Here is a 19093-nt window from a genome sequence, read left to right on the forward strand (position 1 = left end):
TCGATGACGCAAGACGTGAATGTTCGCACTACTCCGGCAATGCAAGCGCGCAAGGGTTGGTATCCGTTCAATGCCGAACAGACCATCAACATCCTAAGCGAATTCGGGCCGCTGGTGACGATGTTTGTCGTCAACGCCGTGGCAGGCATAGAGGCTGGAACATGGGCTTTGATCGTCACGACGCTGATGGCGATAGGCGTGATGTTTTATATGTTTCACCGGCCGCCGATCTTTCCCTTGATCGCTTCGAGCGTGACAATTGCTTTTGGAACCCTGACGCTCCTCACGGGCGATCCCATGTGGGTTCAGATTAAGGTCACGATCTTTAACGCGCTGTTCGCCGTCTTTTTGATCGGCGGCTTGTTCGTGAAGCACAATTTCTTCCAGTATGTCTTCGAGAAGACATTTCGCTATACCGACGAAGGCTGGAACAAGTTTACTTGGAGCTTCGCTTTTTTCTTCATCTTAACGGCAATCGCGAACGAATACGTCCGACGGACGTTTCATGACGATCAGTCCTATCTATTGATGGGATACGAGATGAGCGGCGTGAACGTTTGGATTCTCTTCAAGATCGCGATCGTGCTTCCGGTCTCAGGGCTCTATGCTTGGGTTCTGACGCGCCTCATGCAAAAGTATCGCCTTCCTGACCCTGCGCACGACTGAGGCCCAGCATGTCGGACGAGAACAAGACGCTTGAGACAACGGAAGATGGACAGCAATTCGATCGCAAGCAGCTGATCAAGCTCGTGGTCGAGTTCGGCCCGCTGTTGGTCTTCTTTTTTGCGAACAGTCATTATGGAATCTACACCGGAACCGGCGCATTCATGGTGGCGACGGTTGTCTCACTTATTGCCTCGCAGCTTCTGCTGGGGCGGATCGCGGTTATGCCGCTTATCACCAGTGTGTTCGTTTTGGTGTTCGGCGGTCTAACATTGTGGTTGCAGGATGATCATTTCATCAAAATCAAGCCGACGATCGTCAACGGGCTCTTTGCAACTATTCTCTTCACCGGATTGGCGACCGGGCGACTGTTCCTAAAGATTGTCTTCGGCGACGTGATGCGTTTGTCCGAAGAAGGTTGGCGTATTCTGACGCTGCGCTGGGCGTTGTTCTTCGTTTTCCTTGCTTTGCTCAATGAAGTGATGTGGCGAGGCTTTTCGACTGATACTTGGGTCGCTTTTAAAGTCTTTGGGATTATGCCCATCACGTTTGTATTCGCGCTGTCGCAAATCGGGCTGTTGAAGAAATACGAGGTTTCAACCTCCGAGCGTGGATGATCAATTTAAGCATTACTGCGATATTTCTTGTGATATAATCTGTATACGTTCAATTGTGCGCGGTCTTTACTAAATTTTTGCCAATCGATCAGCATTTCTGCTGGACGAAATGCTGCCTATCGTGTTTTGAGGTCAGCATTAAACTTTAGCACGAAGCGAGTCGTCGCCACGAACACTGTGCCAAATGCGCGGTATTCGGGGCATTTCCATTCCGCGAATGGGGGGACGTTTTCGCTAGGACACGGAATGGCAAAAGAATCCGCAAATAATCGCCTTGAGCGTTCGCCGCTGCATCTTCTGCATAGGGCAGGGCAATGTGCTGCCGAGATGTTCCAGATCGAGCTCGGAAGCGACGATCTCACACCCCGGCAGTATGCCGTTCTTCTCACCGTCTCCCACAACGAGGGTTTGAGCCAGACGCAGTTGGTCGAGTTGACCGGCATCGATCGCTCGACGCTCGCGGACGTCGTTCGGCGGATGCTGAAGAAGGGTCTGCTTCAACGCCGGCGAACGCGCGAGGATGCGCGCGCGTATTCGGTTAAACTCACCGACGAGGGCATGCGCGTCTTGAAGAGCCATGATCCGCTGGCACGTCGTGTCGACGAGCGGATTCTGGCGAGCTTACCGGGGACGCAGCGGGACCGCTTCCTGCAGGATCTGAATGCGATCGTCGAAGCGCTTGCGCGCCGCAAGGAAAAAGAGGCTGCAAAGCATTCAGGCTGACGTTGCCGCCAGCCGGAACAAATTCGTTTGCAAGTTTTGTGGCGAGGGTGCTTCGGCTAGGCGGCCTGAGGAACGAGCCGCTGATGGACGAGCGTTTCCGCGATCTGGACTGCGTTGAGAGCAGCGCCTTTCAGCAGATTGTCCGAGACGATCCACATCGTCAAACCGTTCTCGACGGTCGAATCTTCGCGAATTCGTGAGACGAACGTTGAAAATTCGCCGGCAGCTTCGACCGGCGTGATGTAACCGCCGGGCTCGCGCTTGTCGATGATTTCAATGCCCGGCGCCGAGCGTAAAATCTCGCGCGCTTCTTCAGGGCTAATCGGCTTCTCGAATTCGATGTTCACTGCTTCGGAATGGCCGACGAAGACCGGCACGCGGACGCACGTCGCTGTCAGACGGATCTTCGGATCGAGAATCTTTTTCGTCTCGGCCAGCATCTTCCATTCCTCTTTCGTGTACCCGTCTTCCATGAAGACGTCGATCTGAGGAATGCAGTTGAATGCGATCTGCTTCGTGAACTTTTTCGGCTCGACTTCCTGACCGGGGACGTACTTGCCTTTGGTCTGATGCCACAGCTCGTCCATTGCGTCCTTGCCGGCGCCGGAGACAGACTGGTAGGTCGAGACGACGACGCGCTTTATGATTGCTGCATCGTGAAGAGGCTTCAGCGCCACCACGAGTTGCGCGGTCGAGCAATTCGGATTGGCAATGATGTTCTTCTTGGTGAATCCACGTACCGCGTCGCTATTGACTTCCGGCACGACGAGGGGGACGTCCTGGTCGTAGCGCCAGCACGAAGAATTATCGATGACGATCGTGCCCTGCGCACCGATCCGTGGCGACCATTCTTTCGAGACGGTCGAGCCTGCCGACATCAGGCAAAAATCGACGCCCTTAAAGTCGAACGTTTCGAGGTCGCGGCATTTGATGACGGAATCGCCGAATGAAACCTCGGTGCCGATCGAGCGGCGCGACGCTAGCGGATACAATTCGCTGATCGGAAATTTACGCTCGGCGAGAACGTTTAACATCTCGCGGCCTACGTTGCCGGTAGCGCCGACGATGGCGACCTTGTAGCCCATTCGGTATCCTTGAATAATTTGCCGGTGTTGGCGACGAGCGTCGGCCTGCGCGGCGGATGGTCCCAATGCGATCACATACGCGGCTCACCCCAAAGTTTCAAGGTTAGCCAGCTATTTCGACGCTCCGGGCATGTTCGGGTCACATTCTATTGACCATTCTTTGCTGTGATCGCATCAGTTTGGAATTGAACCAAGATGCACCTCGCGAGATTCGCCTTTGCTATACTGCCGGTGGCGGCGGGCCTTGTCGCGCAACCGGTATGGGCCGTGCAGGCCCGTTGGCTTACGCAGACCGAGATTTTGCAGCAATTCAACGGGGCGACAATCGACGGCCGTTATGCCAGCGGCAAAGCGTTTACGGAACGTTACGCGGTAGACGGACGGCTTTTTTATAGGGAAGCAAGGCTGACGCTCGGCGGCCATTGGTCGGTTACCGGCGGGACGCTTTGCACCATTTATGATTTCGACGCGTCGGGTGGCTGCTACCGCGTCGCTCGCGTCGATACCAATTGCTATGAATTCTATTTCGTTTCGCGGACCGAGGCAGCGGCGCCGGGACCTCGCGGCAGCAAGCCAAGCTGGACGGCGCGAGGCGCTTTGCAAGGCAAGGCCAGCGCCTGTCGAGACGCTCCGAGCGTTTAGGTTCTTTCTTTGCGCCTTCCGACTCCGCTTCGCAGAGCCGGCTAGAAGGCGCGGTACTGAGGGAACCGGCCTCTAGGCGCAGGCTCCCGGCGCTTAGGCCGCGAGTGTTTTGAGCTCGGTTTCGATGGCTTTGCCCATCTCGCCCGTGCCGACCTTGGTCATGCCAGGCTGCATGATGTCGCCCGTGCGCAGGCCTTTATCGAGCACGCGCGCGATCGCTTGATCGACGAGATCGGCTTCTTTGGCCATGTCGAAGGAATAGCGCAGCGCCATGCCGAAAGACGCGATCGTCGCGATGGGGTTTGCGAGGCATTGACCGGCAATATCGGGTGCAGAGCCGTGAACGGGTTCGTACAAAGCTTTGCGGCGGCCAGTCTTCGGATCGGGTGCACCCAGTGACGCCGACGGCAGCATGCCGAGCGAGCCGGTCATCATCGCGGCTTCGTCCGATAACACGTCGCCGAACAAATTGTCGGTGACGATAACGTCGAACTGTTTGGGATTGCGGATGAGCTGCATCGCGCAGTTATCGGCCAGGATGTGCTCAAGCTTGACGTCGGGGGCATATGACTTGTGCACCTCGGTCGCGACCTGTTTCCAGAGGACCCCGGTGCGCATGACATTGTGCTTTTCGGCCGAGTGCACGAGGTTACGGCGCTTGCGGGCCAAGTCGAACGCGACCTTGGTGATGCGTTCGATTTCGTGTGTGGTGTAGAGCTGCGTATCGACGGCGCGGCGTTCTCCGTTCTCAAGTGTCACGATTTCTTTCGGCTCGCCGAAATAAACGCCGCCGGTCAGCTCGCGAACGATCATGATGTCGAGGCCTTCGACAAGCTCGCGCTTGAGGCTCGAAGCGTCGGCAAGCGCCGGATAGCATATTGCGGGCCGGAGGTTGGCGAACAGGTCCAGGTCTTTGCGCAAGCGCAGGAGACCGGCCTCGGGGCGATGCTGATAGGGGACGCTCGCCCACTTCGGGCCACCGACGGCGCCGAACATGACGGCGTCGGCTTTCTGCGCCTTGGCCATAGCTTCATCTGTAATTGCGACGCCGTGGGCATCGAAAGCCGCGCCGCCAACCAGATCGCGTTCGACGTGAAAGCGGGCCGTGTTGCTCTTGGCATTGAAGAACGTGATGAGCCGCTCGACCTCTGCGATCGTTTCGACGCCGATCCCGTCGCCGGGGAGGAGTAAAAGCGAATGCGTGGTCATGGGCGGCTATCCTTGAGCGGTGACGTTAGGGAAATCGATCGCCGGAGTGCTAACGTTCCAGCTGCCGCCGGGCAAGCGGCAGACGGGAAAAAGGCACTTTGGCGCAGAGGATGCGATGGCGGTTGGAGCGCGATGGTTACCGTTCGCTTGCACCTTTTGGGTGGTGGGGTCGACTGTGGTTCCCGCGCTATCCGACGACCGCCCGGTTCTGTCGTTGCCGCTTGTCTGTGAACCCCACAAGACCTGCTTTATTCAGAATTACGTCGATGTAGATCCCGGCCCAGGCCTCCGCGATTACGCTTGCGGGTCGGCGACCTACGATCAGCACAGCGGAGTCGATTTTCGGATCCTGTCTGCGAAGCGGGCTGAATCCAGCGTTCCAGTCGTCGCCGCTGCGGACGGCACGGTCAAAGCTCTTCGCGACGGCGTCGAAGATAAGTTCTTCAAGCTTGGCAAGGGCGCCGACCTGACGGGGCGCGAATGCGGCAACGGCGTCATTCTCGATCACGGATCGGGTTGGGAAACGCAGTACTGCCACATGCGAAGGGGAAGTATTCGCGTGACGAAGGGGCAGGCGATTAAACGCGGCGACCGGCTGGGCGATGTGGGGTTCTCTGGCATGGCGAGCTTCGCACACGTTCATTTGACGGTGCGCCACGACGGGAAAATCGTCGATCCGTTTTTGCCGGAAAGCAGCGATGGTGCGTGCGTCAAAGATCCGAGAAGCCGCAGTCTTTGGGAGCCTTCGGCCGCGGCGGCATTTCCGTATCGAAACGGTGAGTTGCTGGCGATCGGATTTGCCGGTGCGCCACCCAGCGCGGATGCGCTTGAGGTCGATGACCGGGATATCCTGCAGCTCAGTCCGAAGTCCGATATTTTCGTGCTTTATGGCCGCTTCATCAATGTGTTGAAAGGCGACCGGATTCATTTCGAGGCATCCGGCCCGCAAGGTGAGGTCTTCAATGAGACGACCGCTCCGTTGACGCGGAATATGGCGACCTATGTGCCGTTCATGGGAAAGCGGCGAGGCGAAGCCAAATGGGCGGCGGGACATTATGACGGCCGCGTGCAACTCCTGCGCGACGAAGCTGTCATTGCGACGGCTCTCGCGGCGTACGATCTGAAATGAGCGTCAGCCTGCGAACGGCAGGGGAAACGCGAGCGTAAAGCCGCCGACGGTCGCGGCGGTCCCGAGTGCTCCCAAAATGAAGCTCGCGAACAGAAGAAAATTGCCGCCCGAGATAATCGCGACGGACGCGAGGACAATCGCGATTTGCAAGAGAGCTTGGCCGTAATCGAAGTACGGGCCGCGTTTCAGCGCGTCATCGCGAAGGGCTTCGAGTGCTTTGCCTTTGTTGAACAGCTCGTCTAGGCCTTCGCCGCTCTTGGGGTCGGTGGTGAGCAGTTTATCCTGTGCGCGATAGTCGGATATTTTGGTCTCGATAGACTTCTTCACGTCGTCAGGCATCGCAGGGTTCGATTTGAGCATGATGTCGAATTCGTCAGCCGTCAGACGGAGGGCTTGGCGCCGGGCATTCTTGGCTTGAAAAAAGGCCCACACATTCGATGCGGCAATATTCTGCTGAGTGGAATCCTGATCGGCATTGCTGCCACCCATGCTGCAAATCGCCAGTATGACGGCAAGAATGCCGATATAGACGCCGACGAGCTTGTCGCGATTTCTGCTATTTTCCCGGTCGGCTTCGAGGCCTAATTCTTCCCACGCCATGCATTCATTCCCCCGTAAGCGAGCGCGCTCTACATGATCCTGTCTTCAGGAGGCGCTGCCAAGGAGCGTGCCGGGAGGAGATCCTTCCTGTCAATCGCGTGGCCGTCGGCTCCGAGCCGGTACAAAATCGGCGCCCCGGTCGCGAGTTCACGCTCGAGGATTTCGTCTTTATTCAAGCCTTCCAGGATCATTACTAGTGCGCGTAATGAATTGCCATGCGCGGCGATGATGACATTCTTACTTTGTGTGATCTGTGGCCAGATGGCTTTGTCGTAGTAGGGACGCACGCGCTCCAGCGTGTCTTTGAGGCTCTCTCCGCCGGGCGGCGGGACATCATAGGACCTCCGCCATAGTTGGACTTGAGATTCACCCCACTTTTTACGGGCTTCATCTTTATTGAGGCCTGATAGCTCGCCGTAATCGCGTTCGTTGAGGGCAGCGTCGCGGATGATTGGAACGTCCGGCTGATTGAGTTCGGCGAGAATGATATCAAGGGTGTGTTGGGCGCGTTTCAAATTGCTGGTGAAGGCGATGTCGAACTTGACGCGATGATCGCGGATCATCCGGCCAGCGACTCGGGCTTCGATCAATCCCTTTTCGGTCAAATCCGGATTACGCCAGCCGGTGAACAGGTTCAGTCTGTTCCATTCGCTTTCGCCGTGGCGCACGAGCACGAGAATGTTATCTGTCAGCGCGTCTGTCATGTGCTCGTCTGTGGGTTTCCGGCCATGTTGGCCGTTCTCAAGAGTTACGAATACCAAGTACGTCCGTCATGGCATAAAGCCCGGGAGCGCGATCTTTCGTCCACATTGCCGCCTTGACGGCCCCTCGCGCAAAAATGCCGCGGTCGGTTGCACGATGGGTCAGCTCGATGCGCTCGCCTTCGCCCGCGAAGATGACGGTGTGATCGCCGACGACGGTGCCGCCGCGGAGAGTTGCAAAGCCTATATCGCCGCTTTGGCGGGGGCCGGTGTGTCCGTCGCGGACGCGCACTGAACGCTCAGCGAGAGAAATACCGCGTCCTTCTGCGGCCGCCTCTCCCAGCATCAACGCCGTGCCGGATGGTGCATCGATCTTCATGCGATGATGCATTTCAACAATTTCGATATCGAAGTCGTTCCCGAGAGCCGCTGCCACTTGCCGTGTCAGCGCTGCCAGCAAGTTGACGCCGAGGCTCATGTTTCCGGCTTTGACGATGGCGATCTTCCTTGCGGCAGCGGCGATGGCCGCTTCGGAGACTTTGTCGAAGCCCGTGGTTCCGATGATATGCGCGGTCCCCGACCGAGCCGCGAGTTCCGCAAATTCAACGCTCGCCTTCGGAATGGTGAAATCGACGATGGCATCGGCAGCGGCGATGACGGCGGCTGTATCGCTCGACACCGCTACGCCCAGGCGCTCAAGTCCTGCAAGTTCGCCGGCGTCTTTGCCAAGCATCGATGAACCAGCGGGTTCCGTGGCGCCGCTGAGCGTACAACCCGGTTCCGCAGCGATCGCGGCGATCAGCTGGCGGCCCATGCGGCCCGCCGCGCCCATGACTGCGATCTTCATCTCGTCTCCCAGCTGGTTAGAGGATAGCATCCGGCGCGGCCGATATAGCAACCGCATCGGGGGAGAGGAAGTGGAGAGAGGCTGAAATCGGATTTGCAGCCTAGATGGTCAACGGGAACGGCCTCAGGCGGACTTCGCGCGTTCCACCGCATCGACGATCATGGCTTTGGCCTCGTCGGCATGACCCCAATGCTTAATCTTGACCCACTTGGCGGCTTCAAGATCCTTATAATGCGCGAAGAAGTGCTCGATCTGCTCCACCGAGATTTGGGGAAGATCGGTATATGTCCTCACATTATCGTAGCGCTTGGTCAGCTTGCTCGACGGGACCGCGATTATTTTTTCGTCGCCGCCGTTTTCGTCGTCCATCACTAGGACGCCGACCGGACGGCAGTTAATGACGCCGCCGGGTACAATCGCGCGCGTGTTGCAGACCAAAACGTCTATTGGATCGCCATCTTGCGACAGCGTGTGCGGAACGAAGCCGTAGTTTCCGGGATAGCGCATCGGCGTGTAGAGGAAGCGGTCGACGACGAGCGCGCCCGAGGCCTTATCCATCTCGTATTTGATCGGCTCGCCGCCGACCGGAACTTCGATGACGACGTTGATGTCTTCCGGCGGATTATTGCCAGGTTTGATTGCGTCGAGACGCATGAGCGACCTCTAAGGTAGGTGGGAATCGGTGACGACACTTGCCCGGAAACGCGACGATGCACAACGCGGCTTACGTCGCATGAACCGCGACATGTTTTGCGGCGTGCGCGGCCGCAACCGAATGACAAGCGGCTAAATCACCATTCGTAGGCAATGCGAGCATTAACCGATTTGCCGAAACGGACGCAGGAGCGGCGTGTGGGCCGACCTCCGCAGCGCAGATAGAAGGCGCGGGCTCTTTCGTTTTCCGCGAGCGCCCAGACGATCAAACGTTCGAGACCGAGATTGTCGAGTGTCGCGCGGCATGCCTCGAACAAATGCTCGCCGATGCCGATACCTTGATAGATCGGCGACAGATAAAGCTCATAGATCTCGCCCGTGTCGCGGCGGCCCCCGCGTGCCCGGCCGCAGGTCGCGTAGCCGGCGATGTGATCGTCGTGCAGAACAACAAGCAGATTGTGCTCGGCGGTGATCGCGCGTCGCCACCATGTGGTATCGCGGCGTTGAATTTCGTGTTCGAGATGCTGTCCGGGTAAGATCCCGGTATATGCTAAACGCCAGGATTCGCGAAAAATCCGAGCGAGTGCCGGAGCGTCGCTCGGTCGAGCATTACGGATCGAAACTTCGAGACGCTGATTTAACATACTCGGAGTTTAGCGCGATCTGCAGCGGAACGCACCTAGTCTCGTACGTCATAGAAAATAAAAAGCGCGAGACTTTCGCCTCGCGCAATAGCTTAATCTGAGGAAGTGCCCCACGTATCGGCGCGTCTTAAATCGTGACCCGCCGCAAGTCAGTTTGCGGACTTGAACTGATCGAACGACTTCGTCGTCGCCGCGCCGACCGTCTCAAGCGCCTGCTTCGTAACCTTGTTTGAAAGTTCGAAGAGTTCTTTCGACTGGGAACCGACGACTGCGAACTGCTGCTGCCAATAGTTTGCTTGCAGGCGGGCGATTTCCGGGAAAGTCCGCGCGCGGGCCATTGCCTGGGCGGCTTCGAAAGCAGCTTCCGTGTTGGCAAGCGTATTGGCGACGATCTTCTCGCCGATTGATTTCGCGCCGGCCTGGGTCGTCAGCAAGACTTCCTCGGCAACCTTGGCGTTGTCTTTCGCGAAGCTCGTAAACTTATGATACGCGTCGCGCGATTTCGCGATGGCGTCCTCGGCGAACGCCGAAACATTCTCCGGCACCTTGGCGTCCTTGCCAGCGGTGAACATCTCCTGCGCTTGACGGGTAAAATCTTGAACTTGACGGGTGAAGGCATCGTTCATGGGGGACTCCTGAGCTTTTTTGAAATGCGAAACGTGCTTCTAAATTAGGCAATGCGGTTGGCGCTCGTAGCGAAACCATGAATTCTTATATACGCGCATATTTTGTGCGCCGCAACATCTTTTTTGCGGCGCGTTCAAAAAATGGCCTCAGTCAGGCCTTTGAAGCGCGGCCTTATGTCTCTAAACTATCCTACGTCAACCTTAAGGGGTAGGTAAATACCTATCCTCTACTTCGCATGTGCGAAACCGATTCCTTGTCTTAAGGTTGTGCCGGAAGCTCCGGAAATACATCGCGATATCGAAGGGCTTCGGAGTCGAACATTACATCGCGCCTTGTCAGCGGGCGGGCGAGCGCGAGGCCTTCAAGCGTCCGGCAGCGCGATAACGCGACATACGTCTGTCCGTGTGCGAAGGTCCCAGAACCGAGGTCAACGTAGACTTTGTCCAGGGTCAGACCCTGCGCCTTGTGTATCGTCAGAGCCCACGCGAGCCGTAGCGGAAATTGCTTGAAGGTGCCGGCGACCGTCTCGACGATTTTTTCCTGCGACTGATCGAAAGCGTAGCGACGGTGCTCCCAAGCCACCGGCTCAACTTCATATTCGCGCCCGGCAATCTCGACGAAAACCTGTTTCTCGGTCAGTCGCGAGATGCGAGCGATGGTGCCGTTGACCCAGCGTTTGTCGGGGTCGTTTCGGAGCATCATGACCTTGGCGCCGGGTTTTAGTTCGAGGGCTGGATCGGCCGGCTCAAGATTGGCGTTAAAGTCTCCTGTGATCGTTGCGTTGAAGCGAACGGCGCGCTCGGGGAGAGACTCGACATAACGGGCGTTGATACGCTTCGCGGCCGCATTGGTCGTCGTCAGAATGACGTAGGGCTCACCTTCGGCAAGGGTGCGTATCGGGCTGACGCGTTTGTTGATGAAGTCCAGATCGCTGTCGCTGACGTTGCCCTCACGGACGGCGTTCAGAACACGGATCAGATCGTCATCCGTTTGCCGGAAAATTTGATCGAGCTCCAAGAGCGCCGTGCCTTGGCCTTCGCGCAGAGCTTCGATCAGGAAAAAGAACGGGCTGCCGTGCGTCTCGACGAGATGCGCCAGCACTTCGGGCTCCTGGACGACCGGTGGCAATTGATGCAGGTCGGCAAATAGGAGCACGCGAGCGCCGCCGAAGGGCTCGCGCGGGCGGCCCCGGTTGACGCGCATGGCACGATCGATGGCCCACATGAGATCGGAACGAACCATCGAGGCCTCGTCGATCACGAGGAACTCAAGCTTGCGCATCACCCGGCCGTTGCGGCTCCGCTTGATATCGCTGTCTTGGATGAGCCGCGGCGGAAAGCCGAAGAATGAATGGATTGTCTGGCCGCCGATGTTAATGGCCGCGAGACCGGTCGGCGCGAGTACGACCATGCGGTCGGCATATGCATCCCGAAGCGCTTTCAGGAGTGTCGATTTTCCGGTGCCAGCGCGGCCGGTGACAAAAAGATTGCCGCCGGGCTGTTCCAGAAAACGTGCGGCCTGCTCGAAAGCCGGTGTCGGAGTTACGCCCTTTGGCCAAATCACGGCGTTGTCCGCTCCCCGCGTCATTCACTGAGACCCACAAACCAAACGAGGTGCCGCGAGTCAATCAACGCAAAAAAACGCACGGAATCGCGCGATTCCGTGCGTTTTTCCTGTTGCAGATAACGCAACTCTTAGTCTGCGGTGATGCTGCGCAGCTTGAAGTCTTTGTCGAACTTCAGATCGTAGTTGGCGCCGTCTTTGCACTTCGCGTCATCGACTTCATAGACGCCAGTCGCCTCGACTTCCTTCTCCCATTTGCCGCCTTCGCAGCCCCAACCGGCAGCGGCTTCAGTAGCTTTCTTCTGCTCGTCGGCCGAAAGCGGCGCGTCAGCGAATGCAGGAAGCGACAGTGCGAATACCGCACAGACTGCCAGTGCGAAGCGTTTCATTGGTATCTCCTCTGATGGTCTGGAACTCACCGTCAGATAGTGTTCCAATCATTTACTTCAACCGAGGAAATAGTCTTGGCAATTTTATCGGAATGCCAACGACTTACGCTGCGCCGCTGGTGCGTTCCGCTTCGCGTTTGCGCTCCTGGCGTTTGCGTTCGTTGGGATCGAGCCAGCGCTTGCGCAGGCGGATCGACTTCGGTGTGACCTCGACGAGCTCTTCGTCCGTGATGTAGCTCATGGCTTTTTCAAGGGTGAGGCGCATCGGCGGCGTGAGGAGCACGGCGTCGTCCTTGCCGGAGGCGCGGACGTTCGTCAGCTTCTTGCCTTTGAGGACGTTCACTTCGAGATCGTTGTCGCGGGTGTGCTCGCCGACGATCATGCCTTCATAGACGCGATCCTGCGGATTGATCATGAAAGGCCCGCGATCCTGAAGATTGAAGATCGCATAGGCGACGGCTTCGCCCGTGCCGTTCGAAATCAGCACGCCGGTACGGCGTCCTGCAATCTCGCCTTTGAACGGCTTATAAGCGTGGAACAGCTTGTTCATGATGCCGGTGCCGCGCGTGTCCGACAAAAGCTCTGACTGATAACCCAAGAGACCGCGAGTCGGCACGTGGAAGACCATGCGCGTGCGGCCTCCGCCCGAGGGGCGCATTTCAAGCAGGTCACCTTTGCGTTCGGAAAGCTTCTGAACAACGACGCCGGTATAATTGTCATCAACATCGATGATGACTTCCTCGATCGGCTCAAGGCGTTGCCCTGTCTCGGAATCCATTTCGAACACGACTTTCGGACGGGAAACGGTCAGTTCAAAACCTTCCCGACGCATGTTTTCGATCAAGATTGCGAGTTGCAATTCACCGCGTCCGGAAACGGTGAAGCTATCCTTATCTTCGTTCTCAATGACGCGGATGGCGATGTTGCGCTCGGCTTCCTTGAGCAGGCGATCTCGGATGACGCGGCTTTGCACCTTGTCGCCTTCCTGACCGGCGAAGGGACCGTCGTTGATGCGGAATGTCATCGACAAGGTCGGAGGATCGACCGGTTGCGCGGGTAGCGGCTCTTCGACCGATGGATCGCAGAGTGTATCGGCGACGTTGGCTTCGCTCATGCCGGCAAGAGCGACGATATCGCCGGCGCTGGCCGACTCGACAGGGCCGCGCTCAAGGCCGTGGAATGCCAAGACCTTTTGCACGCGGAATTGCTCGAGCACCTTGCCGTCGCGATCCAGCGCTTTCAATTGCTGGTTTGGCTTAACCGTGCCGGAGGTAATGCGTCCCGTCAGAATGCGTCCGAGGAACGGATCGGCATCGAGCGTCGTCGCCAGCATTCTGAAAGGGCCGTCATCGACGACCGGCGGCGGGACATGCTCGACGATCAGGTCGAACATCGGTGCGAGATTTTCTTGCGGCCCGGACGGGTCGCGTGCCATCCATCCGTTACGCCCTGAGCCGTAGAGCACGGGAAAATCGAGCTGCTCGTCGGTCGCATCGAGATTAGCGAATAGGTCGAAGACCTCGTTCAACACATCGAGGTGGCGTTCATCGGGGCGGTCGATCTTATTGATTGCGACGATCGGGCGAAGGCCGCGTTTCAGGGCCTTCGAGACGACGAACTTCGTTTGCGGTAGTGGGCCTTCGGAAGCGTCGACCAGCACGATAACACCGTCGACCATATTCAGGATGCGCTCGACCTCGCCGCCGAAATCGGCGTGGCCGGGCGTATCGACGATGTTGATGTGCGTGCCTTTCCACTCGACGCTCGTGCATTTCGCCAGAATGGTGATGCCGCGTTCGCGTTCGAGGTCGTTGGAATCCATTGCCCGCTCGGCGACTTTCTGATTTTCGCGGAAGGAGCCGGATTGCTTTAGTAGCTCATCGACGAGAGTCGTCTTGCCATGGTCGACGTGCGCGATGATCGCGATGTTGCGAAGTGCCATTTCAAACCTGGTGCTGGAAGCGCTGGGCGTCGCTTGCCGCGACGCAATATCGCCCGCCACCTAGCATGTTCGGTGGCCGGAGGGCTAGGGCAGGGGTTTTGGCACGGGTGCGGCTTAACAGTCGAAGGTTTATGCGCCGGGGCTCGCGCGGTTGTCGGGACCGGCTGCGCCGCTTTCTTCTTCGAGGGTTCTCAAGGTGGTCAGAAGCTTATCGATGTCGGGCCGGGCGGAGCGGTCCCGTTCGAGGCGATGGCGTTGGCGATCGTGCATGATGCGCGCTGCCACGGCCGCACCTGGACTTTTCAGGCGGCGGGCACCGGAAATGAGCAGCGGGCTCCGGGGTTCTTCGAGGTCCAGCTCTTCGAGGAAGGTCTCTCGGAGTGCGAAAAATGATTGAAGAATGGCGTCGCGGACAAGGTTTTTTTGTTCGAGCGGCGCCTCGGGATTGACGCGCGGGTCGAGAGTTTGCAGCGCGCGGCGCATGTCATGAAGCGGTGCGTAAGGATAGAGCCCGACCAAGCCGTCCGTCTCGCCCGAGTTTTTATAGACGATACGCATGGTGTCGATCGTCTCGCTGATTTTGTAGAACGCAGAGAGATAATCGTCGGTGGCGAGATAGGGTTTCTCACAAGTCGAAAGCAGGACGGATTTCGTGCGCACGATGTTGCGCCATTCTTCTTCCAGGCTTTCGACGAACTTCGAGCGCTTCTGGAAGACGTTCGACAGATAGGCGACGCCACCGGTTGCGATCAGCAGCGACATGTCGCGCATGAATTCGTAGACCTTGTTGGCAGCCGAGACGACGAACGGCGGCAGGCCTGGGATGTCGTCGGCGAATTTTGACGCGAGCAGCAACACGAGGACGATCGTCAGCAGCCAATAGAGCCGGGTGAGCGTGCGGTTGACGGAAACGCGTGTCATCGGATCAGCCGTACAAGGGGCGAACGAAATCGTTGGGATCACGAAAGCTTTTCAGGCTTTCCGACCGTGGGGCGGTGGAGGTGGCAAGTCGGCCAGCAAGTGGGCCGAGATATGGCCGGGCGCGCGCATTTTGGCAAATAGGGGCGAGGCGTTGCAGCAAGAGCAGTGTTACAGCTCTTCGGCGTCCTTCGGTTGTTTGAGGACAGCCCAGTTCATGATGGCGATTTGGGCGCCGATCAACATCAGCACAAGATCAATGCGCAACCCGGTGACGGCGGCCCAAAGCCCGACCACAACGCCAAGCCCGGCAATGATCTTGGCTGCCGAGGCACGCGAGACGACTGTCGCAATAATGTCGCGGTAGATGCGTCCGCCATCGAGCGGGAAAGCGGGCAGCAGATTGAAAATCGCCATGGCGAGGTTGATGCGCGCGAGCGTTATCAGCGCCTGTATCAGCCAGGGGCGAGTTGTCATCCAATCGGGCCAGTCCGGCCTTTCGACGTAGTGAAAGTATCCTCCCCAAGTGACCTCGGGCGAACCAAGCAGACGCCACAGCGCGAGGAACAGTGCGGCATTCGCCAAGGGGCCTGCAAATAGGATGATGATGTTGGGGAAGGTTGATCGGGGGCTTTCGAGCATTCGGGCATAGCCATAAAAGCCGCCGACGAGAATTTCGCCGACGGGCACGCGGAAGAGTCGCGCGAGCGCGGCATGACCTAGCTCGTGAAACAGAACCGAGAGGAATACCCCGAGGACGATGGTTGCAAAGATGGGGATCGCCGCAGCAAGCGGCGCCTGCTGCAGGATACTAATCAGGAAGAGCGGGACAAGAATGAAGGTCGCGTCGATTTTGACCGGTATGCCCGCAATGCGAAACAGCTCCAGCCGAGGCGTATCATCGATGAAGTTCATCGGAGCAGCCTTCGGCAAGACGATGTCGTTCGTCAATGCCGAAGTGATTTTGCGCTTACTCGCCGCGCCGAATTGCGAATTTGACGGTGTCTTTCGGAATGCCGCTGATTTCGATTGTGACAGGGCCCGGGCCGATGTTGAAGCGTACGCTCTTGCGAACGCCGTCGCAGTCCATTTTCCCGGTGTGGGCCGCCGATTTGATGGCCTTGCCGTCCTGGATGACGTCGACCCATCCTGCCATCGGCAGGGAGACCTGATAGATTCCGGGTTCCCCGATTGTATCGAAGGTCACGAAGCCGCCATGCCGATCACTGTTGGTTTTTTTTAAACGGCTTGTCGCTGCGACCGGAAAGGAAACCTTGTCCATCGGCAGCAAGGACAGTGCAATTGCCTTAGCCGGCGGCTCCTTGAGCGTCGAGCCAGAGGCGACGGGTTCGCTATCGGCGGACTTCAGCCATTGCAGTTCCTTCGTTACTGACCATGCGAAACTCTGGCAGCCTCCGGTTTCATCGGCATAAGCGCCTAGCGGCACCAGAAGTGCCGCTATTCCGGTTGCTGCCCAAATCGATTTTTTGAGTTTCATTTTATTCGACTGCCACCATAACGTCGGAGGATTTGATCACGGCTGATGCCGTCATTCCCTTCACCAGACCCAGATCGTCCACCGATTCATTGGTGATCGACGCGGTGACGATCGTGCCACCGACGTCGATCATAACGTGTGCTGTCGTTGCGCCTTTGACGATATCGACGACCTTGCCCTTGAGGACGTTTCTCGCGCTGATTTTCACGGGACCTCCTTCGCAACTTAGAAGCGGGCCCTCAGATTAGCAAAGAATTGACGTCCTGGCTCAGGAAAGCCTTCGGCGAAGGAATAATTTTCGTCGGCCAGATTGATGCCGCCGATCGTCAGAGACGTGTTTGGGTTGAAGGCGTATTCGGCCTGAAAGTTTACCAGCGCATAGGCGCCGATGTCGACGTAGTTCGGCTTGCCCGTGTAGCCGCCTGTCTTGTTGCAGTTGCCGGTTGCCGTGGTCTTTCCGGTGATCGCCACCAGCGTAGAGCTGCATCCAGTGACAAGCGCGGTGCGGTCCGTGGCGAGTTCCAGGCTTGGCGTGAACGTCAGCTTATCGTTGACGCGCCAGGCGAGATAAACGAATGCCTTGTTGCGCGGCGAGCCTTCAATCTGAGATGCGGCGATTGCATCTTGCTGAGGTTCGGTCGCTCCTGCCAGGTCTGCAGCCGCACCCGTGAAGTTCAGATGGCGTTCGAGATAAGTATAGTTGCCGCCGATGCGCACCGTCGGGGAAACGTCCCAGTCGGCCGAAAGCTCGAAGCCGTAGTTGTGGCCGTTGGCGTTGAAGCCGACGATCGAGCTTTTGCCGTTTGCGGCGGTGAAGGCGTTCTGAATGCTGTCTTCGATATCGGAATAAAAGACCGACGACGAGACGCGGACGTTGCGGAAAACCGTATCGCTGATTCCGATCTCATAGTTGGTAGCACGTTCCGGTGCGATATCGGGATCTTGATCCTTTGATCCGAACCGCGTGCTGTAGCGATCGAACAAGGTCGGGAAGCGCGTGCGGCTCGAAACGTCGGCGTGAATCTTGCCTGTCTTGCTATAGCTGTAAATCGCTGCCGTCTGCCAATTCCAGGCATCGGAGAACGGCTTTTCGACCCCGGGGTCGGCTTTCAAGACCTCGTTCATGTCGTAGCTGAGGCCGCCAACGATATCGAGGAACGGAGTCGCGTGGAATGTGTTCTCGATGGCGAACGATGTGGTTTGTTCCGATTCCGTCGATTTAGGCCCGTGTGTGCTGGTGTAGGGCCCGTAAGTGTAATCGATGTCGTATTCCGAATGCACGTCCTCGCGGTAATGGATGGCGCCTTTCAGCGTGTTCATCGGAATGAGATCCGTGCCCATTTCGACGAAGCCGCCGACGGAATGATCCTCGTAAATGCTGTCCGTATCCTGATTGGTGTAGGTGCCGTCCGGATAAAACGAGATCGCGTTGTCGAAGGTATTATAATAGGCGTTCGTCTTGATGTATGATGCGCTGCCGAGTTTGGTTTTCGATAACCACGACAGTGATGACGTATTCCATTCCGGCCAATCCCAGTAACGAATATTGCTGCCGTTGAAATAGCCTTGCACGATCTGGCGATCGACATGCAGCGGCGCGCCTTTCTGGCCTTCCTGATTGGTGTAGTTGATGCTGTATTCGTCGGTGGCGTTAGGCGTGACGCCGACCTTTGTGTTGATGCGCCAATCGCGGAAATCCGAACGGTCGCGGTTGCCGGAGTCCTGATAAGGAAAGCCCGGCAAATAGCTCGCCGAAGATGTGTCAAACGGCGTGAAGTCGTGCGACAGGTTGAAATGATACTGGTCGACGATGTTGGCGCTGACCTGAGCGTACCAGCCTTTCTGCCGTGTACCCGCATAGGCATAGCTGTTCCAGGAATTCAGATCATCGACGTCGCCGTTGACGACGATGCCGGCGCGACCTTCAAGTTCGATTTCCTTGGTCGGCTTGCGGCTGACGAGGTTGATGGCGCCGCCCATCGCGCCGGGTCCGTTCAGAACCGAGACGTAGCCCTTCGCGACCTGAATTTCGGCGAGGTCGTCGGTTAGGAAGCGGTTCATATCGATGCGGTTGTCCGCGGGGAGATAAACCCGCACGCCGTCGATCGATAACGGCACTTCGAGGCGGTTGAAGCCGCGGACGAGAATGTCGCCCTCATTGCGGGCGCCGCCGCTGTTCGTCGATGAGACGCCTGGTAAGAGATTGACGGCCTGGCCCAACGATTTCTTATTGAAGGTCCACATGGCTTCGTTGGTGACGGTGCTGCCGCCGATCATATCCAGCTGGCCCAGCGAGAAAACGCCGACACTACTCGGTACACCGCTGCCCACGCCCTCGCCGGCCGAGGACGCAGCGAGATCAGTGCTGTTCACGGACAGATCAGAGCCGTCGGGCTCGGCTGTCGTGTTTTTAGCAGTGCCTGACGCCTTTACCTTCGTCGTGGAGCCCTTATGGACGCCGGAGCGGCGGCCAATCGGTTCGTTCGGCGAGGATACAACGACCGGCGGCAACACCGCCGCTTCCTCTGCCGTGACGTTGCCGCCGGGCGTCGGCGGTTCCTGAGCGACGGCGTCCGCATATTGCCAGCACACAGCGCACGCGGCCGCTGTCGCGACCACAACCAATTTCGTCATCGATATGC

21 protein-coding genes are annotated in these 19093 nt (G+C 57.9%); 5 read left to right on the forward strand and 16 right to left on the reverse strand.

Going from position 1 to position 19093, the window contains the following annotated elements; translation table 11 throughout:
* The first annotated feature begins 3 nt into the window (after positions 1-3).
* The 3 genes from VHB22_RS12415 (at position 4) to VHB22_RS12425 (ending at position 2003) form a co-directional block, all read left to right on the forward strand.
* A complete protein-coding gene (locus tag VHB22_RS12415) occupies positions 4-666 on the forward strand; it encodes an inner membrane-spanning protein YciB (RefSeq protein ID WP_325457292.1) in 663 nt (220 codons plus the stop codon).
* A gap of 8 nt (positions 667-674) precedes the next feature.
* Positions 675-1280 carry a septation protein A gene (locus VHB22_RS12420; RefSeq protein WP_325457293.1) on the forward strand — a complete coding sequence of 202 codons (606 nt, stop codon included), beginning with the start codon at positions 675-677 and terminating at the stop codon, positions 1278-1280.
* A gap of 246 nt (positions 1281-1526) precedes the next feature.
* A complete protein-coding gene (locus VHB22_RS12425) occupies positions 1527-2003 on the forward strand; it encodes a MarR family transcriptional regulator (RefSeq protein WP_325457294.1) in 477 nt (158 codons plus the stop codon).
* Positions 2004-2059: 56 nt separating this feature from the next.
* On the opposite strand, the gene VHB22_RS12430 is transcribed toward VHB22_RS12425, so the two are convergent.
* The gene (locus VHB22_RS12430) at positions 2060-3088 is read right to left on the reverse strand and encodes an aspartate-semialdehyde dehydrogenase (protein WP_325457295.1); all 1029 of its coding nucleotides are present in this window, start codon (positions 3086-3088) and stop codon (positions 2060-2062) included.
* A 195-nt stretch (positions 3089-3283) separates the two neighbouring features.
* Here VHB22_RS12430 and VHB22_RS12435 point away from each other — a divergent pair, with 195 nt between their 5' ends.
* On the forward strand, positions 3284-3730 hold the full coding sequence (locus tag VHB22_RS12435; RefSeq protein ID WP_325457296.1) for a hypothetical protein: 447 nt from the start codon (positions 3284-3286) through the stop codon (positions 3728-3730).
* Between the two features lie 93 nt (positions 3731-3823).
* Here VHB22_RS12435 and leuB read toward each other — a convergent pair whose 3' ends face one another.
* Positions 3824-4939: a 3-isopropylmalate dehydrogenase gene (gene leuB, locus VHB22_RS12440; RefSeq protein ID WP_325457297.1), complete on the reverse strand. Its 1116-nt coding sequence runs from the start codon at positions 4937-4939 to the stop codon at positions 3824-3826.
* A 46-nt stretch (positions 4940-4985) separates the two neighbouring features.
* On the opposite strand from leuB, the gene VHB22_RS12445 reads away from it, so the two are divergent.
* Entirely contained in the window at positions 4986-6068 is a 1083-nt protein-coding gene (locus VHB22_RS12445) for a M23 family metallopeptidase (RefSeq protein ID WP_325457298.1), read from the forward strand.
* Positions 6069-6071: 3 nt separating this feature from the next.
* Here VHB22_RS12445 and VHB22_RS12450 read toward each other — a convergent pair whose 3' ends face one another.
* From VHB22_RS12450 to VHB22_RS12515, 14 genes are all read right to left on the reverse strand, one after another.
* A complete protein-coding gene (locus tag VHB22_RS12450) occupies positions 6072-6668 on the reverse strand; it encodes a DUF4337 domain-containing protein (protein ID WP_325457299.1) in 597 nt (198 codons plus the stop codon).
* Between the two features lie 29 nt (positions 6669-6697).
* Positions 6698-7360: a 2,3-bisphosphoglycerate-dependent phosphoglycerate mutase gene (locus tag VHB22_RS12455; protein WP_325457404.1), complete on the reverse strand. Its 663-nt coding sequence runs from the start codon at positions 7358-7360 to the stop codon at positions 6698-6700.
* A gap of 49 nt (positions 7361-7409) precedes the next feature.
* Positions 7410-8216, reverse strand: a complete 807-nt coding sequence (gene dapB, locus VHB22_RS12460; RefSeq protein ID WP_325457300.1) for a 4-hydroxy-tetrahydrodipicolinate reductase — start codon at positions 8214-8216, stop codon at positions 7410-7412.
* A gap of 123 nt (positions 8217-8339) precedes the next feature.
* Positions 8340-8870, reverse strand: a complete 531-nt coding sequence (ppa, locus tag VHB22_RS12465; protein WP_325457301.1) for an inorganic diphosphatase — start codon at positions 8868-8870, stop codon at positions 8340-8342.
* 137 nt (positions 8871-9007) lie between these two features.
* Positions 9008-9514: a GNAT family N-acetyltransferase gene (locus VHB22_RS12470; protein ID WP_325457302.1), complete on the reverse strand. Its 507-nt coding sequence runs from the start codon at positions 9512-9514 to the stop codon at positions 9008-9010.
* A gap of 149 nt (positions 9515-9663) precedes the next feature.
* Positions 9664-10140: a phasin family protein gene (locus VHB22_RS12475; protein ID WP_325457303.1), complete on the reverse strand. Its 477-nt coding sequence runs from the start codon at positions 10138-10140 to the stop codon at positions 9664-9666.
* 259 nt (positions 10141-10399) lie between these two features.
* Entirely contained in the window at positions 10400-11728 is a 1329-nt protein-coding gene (locus VHB22_RS12480) for an ATP-dependent DNA helicase (RefSeq protein WP_325457304.1), read from the reverse strand.
* 107 nt (positions 11729-11835) lie between these two features.
* Complete coding sequence (locus tag VHB22_RS12485; protein WP_325457305.1) at positions 11836-12093, reverse strand: hypothetical protein; 258 nt, start codon at positions 12091-12093, stop codon at positions 11836-11838.
* A gap of 103 nt (positions 12094-12196) precedes the next feature.
* Positions 12197-14035 carry a translational GTPase TypA gene (gene typA, locus VHB22_RS12490; RefSeq protein WP_325457306.1) on the reverse strand — a complete coding sequence of 613 codons (1839 nt, stop codon included), beginning with the start codon at positions 14033-14035 and terminating at the stop codon, positions 12197-12199.
* 129 nt (positions 14036-14164) lie between these two features.
* A complete protein-coding gene (locus VHB22_RS12495; protein ID WP_325457307.1) occupies positions 14165-14956 on the reverse strand; it encodes a hypothetical protein in 792 nt (263 codons plus the stop codon).
* A 168-nt stretch (positions 14957-15124) separates the two neighbouring features.
* Positions 15125-15868, reverse strand: coding sequence for a site-2 protease family protein (locus VHB22_RS12500; RefSeq protein WP_325457308.1), 744 nt, complete (start codon positions 15866-15868; stop codon positions 15125-15127).
* 55 nt (positions 15869-15923) lie between these two features.
* Positions 15924-16451, reverse strand: a complete 528-nt coding sequence (locus VHB22_RS12505; RefSeq protein ID WP_325457309.1) for a hypothetical protein — start codon at positions 16449-16451, stop codon at positions 15924-15926.
* A 1-nt stretch (position 16452) separates the two neighbouring features.
* Entirely contained in the window at positions 16453-16659 is a 207-nt protein-coding gene (locus VHB22_RS12510; RefSeq protein WP_325457310.1) for a TOBE domain-containing protein, read from the reverse strand.
* 17 nt (positions 16660-16676) lie between these two features.
* The gene (locus VHB22_RS12515; RefSeq protein WP_325457311.1) at positions 16677-19085 is read right to left on the reverse strand and encodes a TonB-dependent receptor plug domain-containing protein; all 2409 of its coding nucleotides are present in this window, start codon (positions 19083-19085) and stop codon (positions 16677-16679) included.
* Between the last annotated feature and the right edge of the window lie 8 nt (positions 19086-19093).

This window comes from Hyphomicrobium sp. (assembly GCF_035548195.1).
GTDB lineage: Bacteria > Pseudomonadota > Alphaproteobacteria > Rhizobiales > Hyphomicrobiaceae > Hyphomicrobium_B.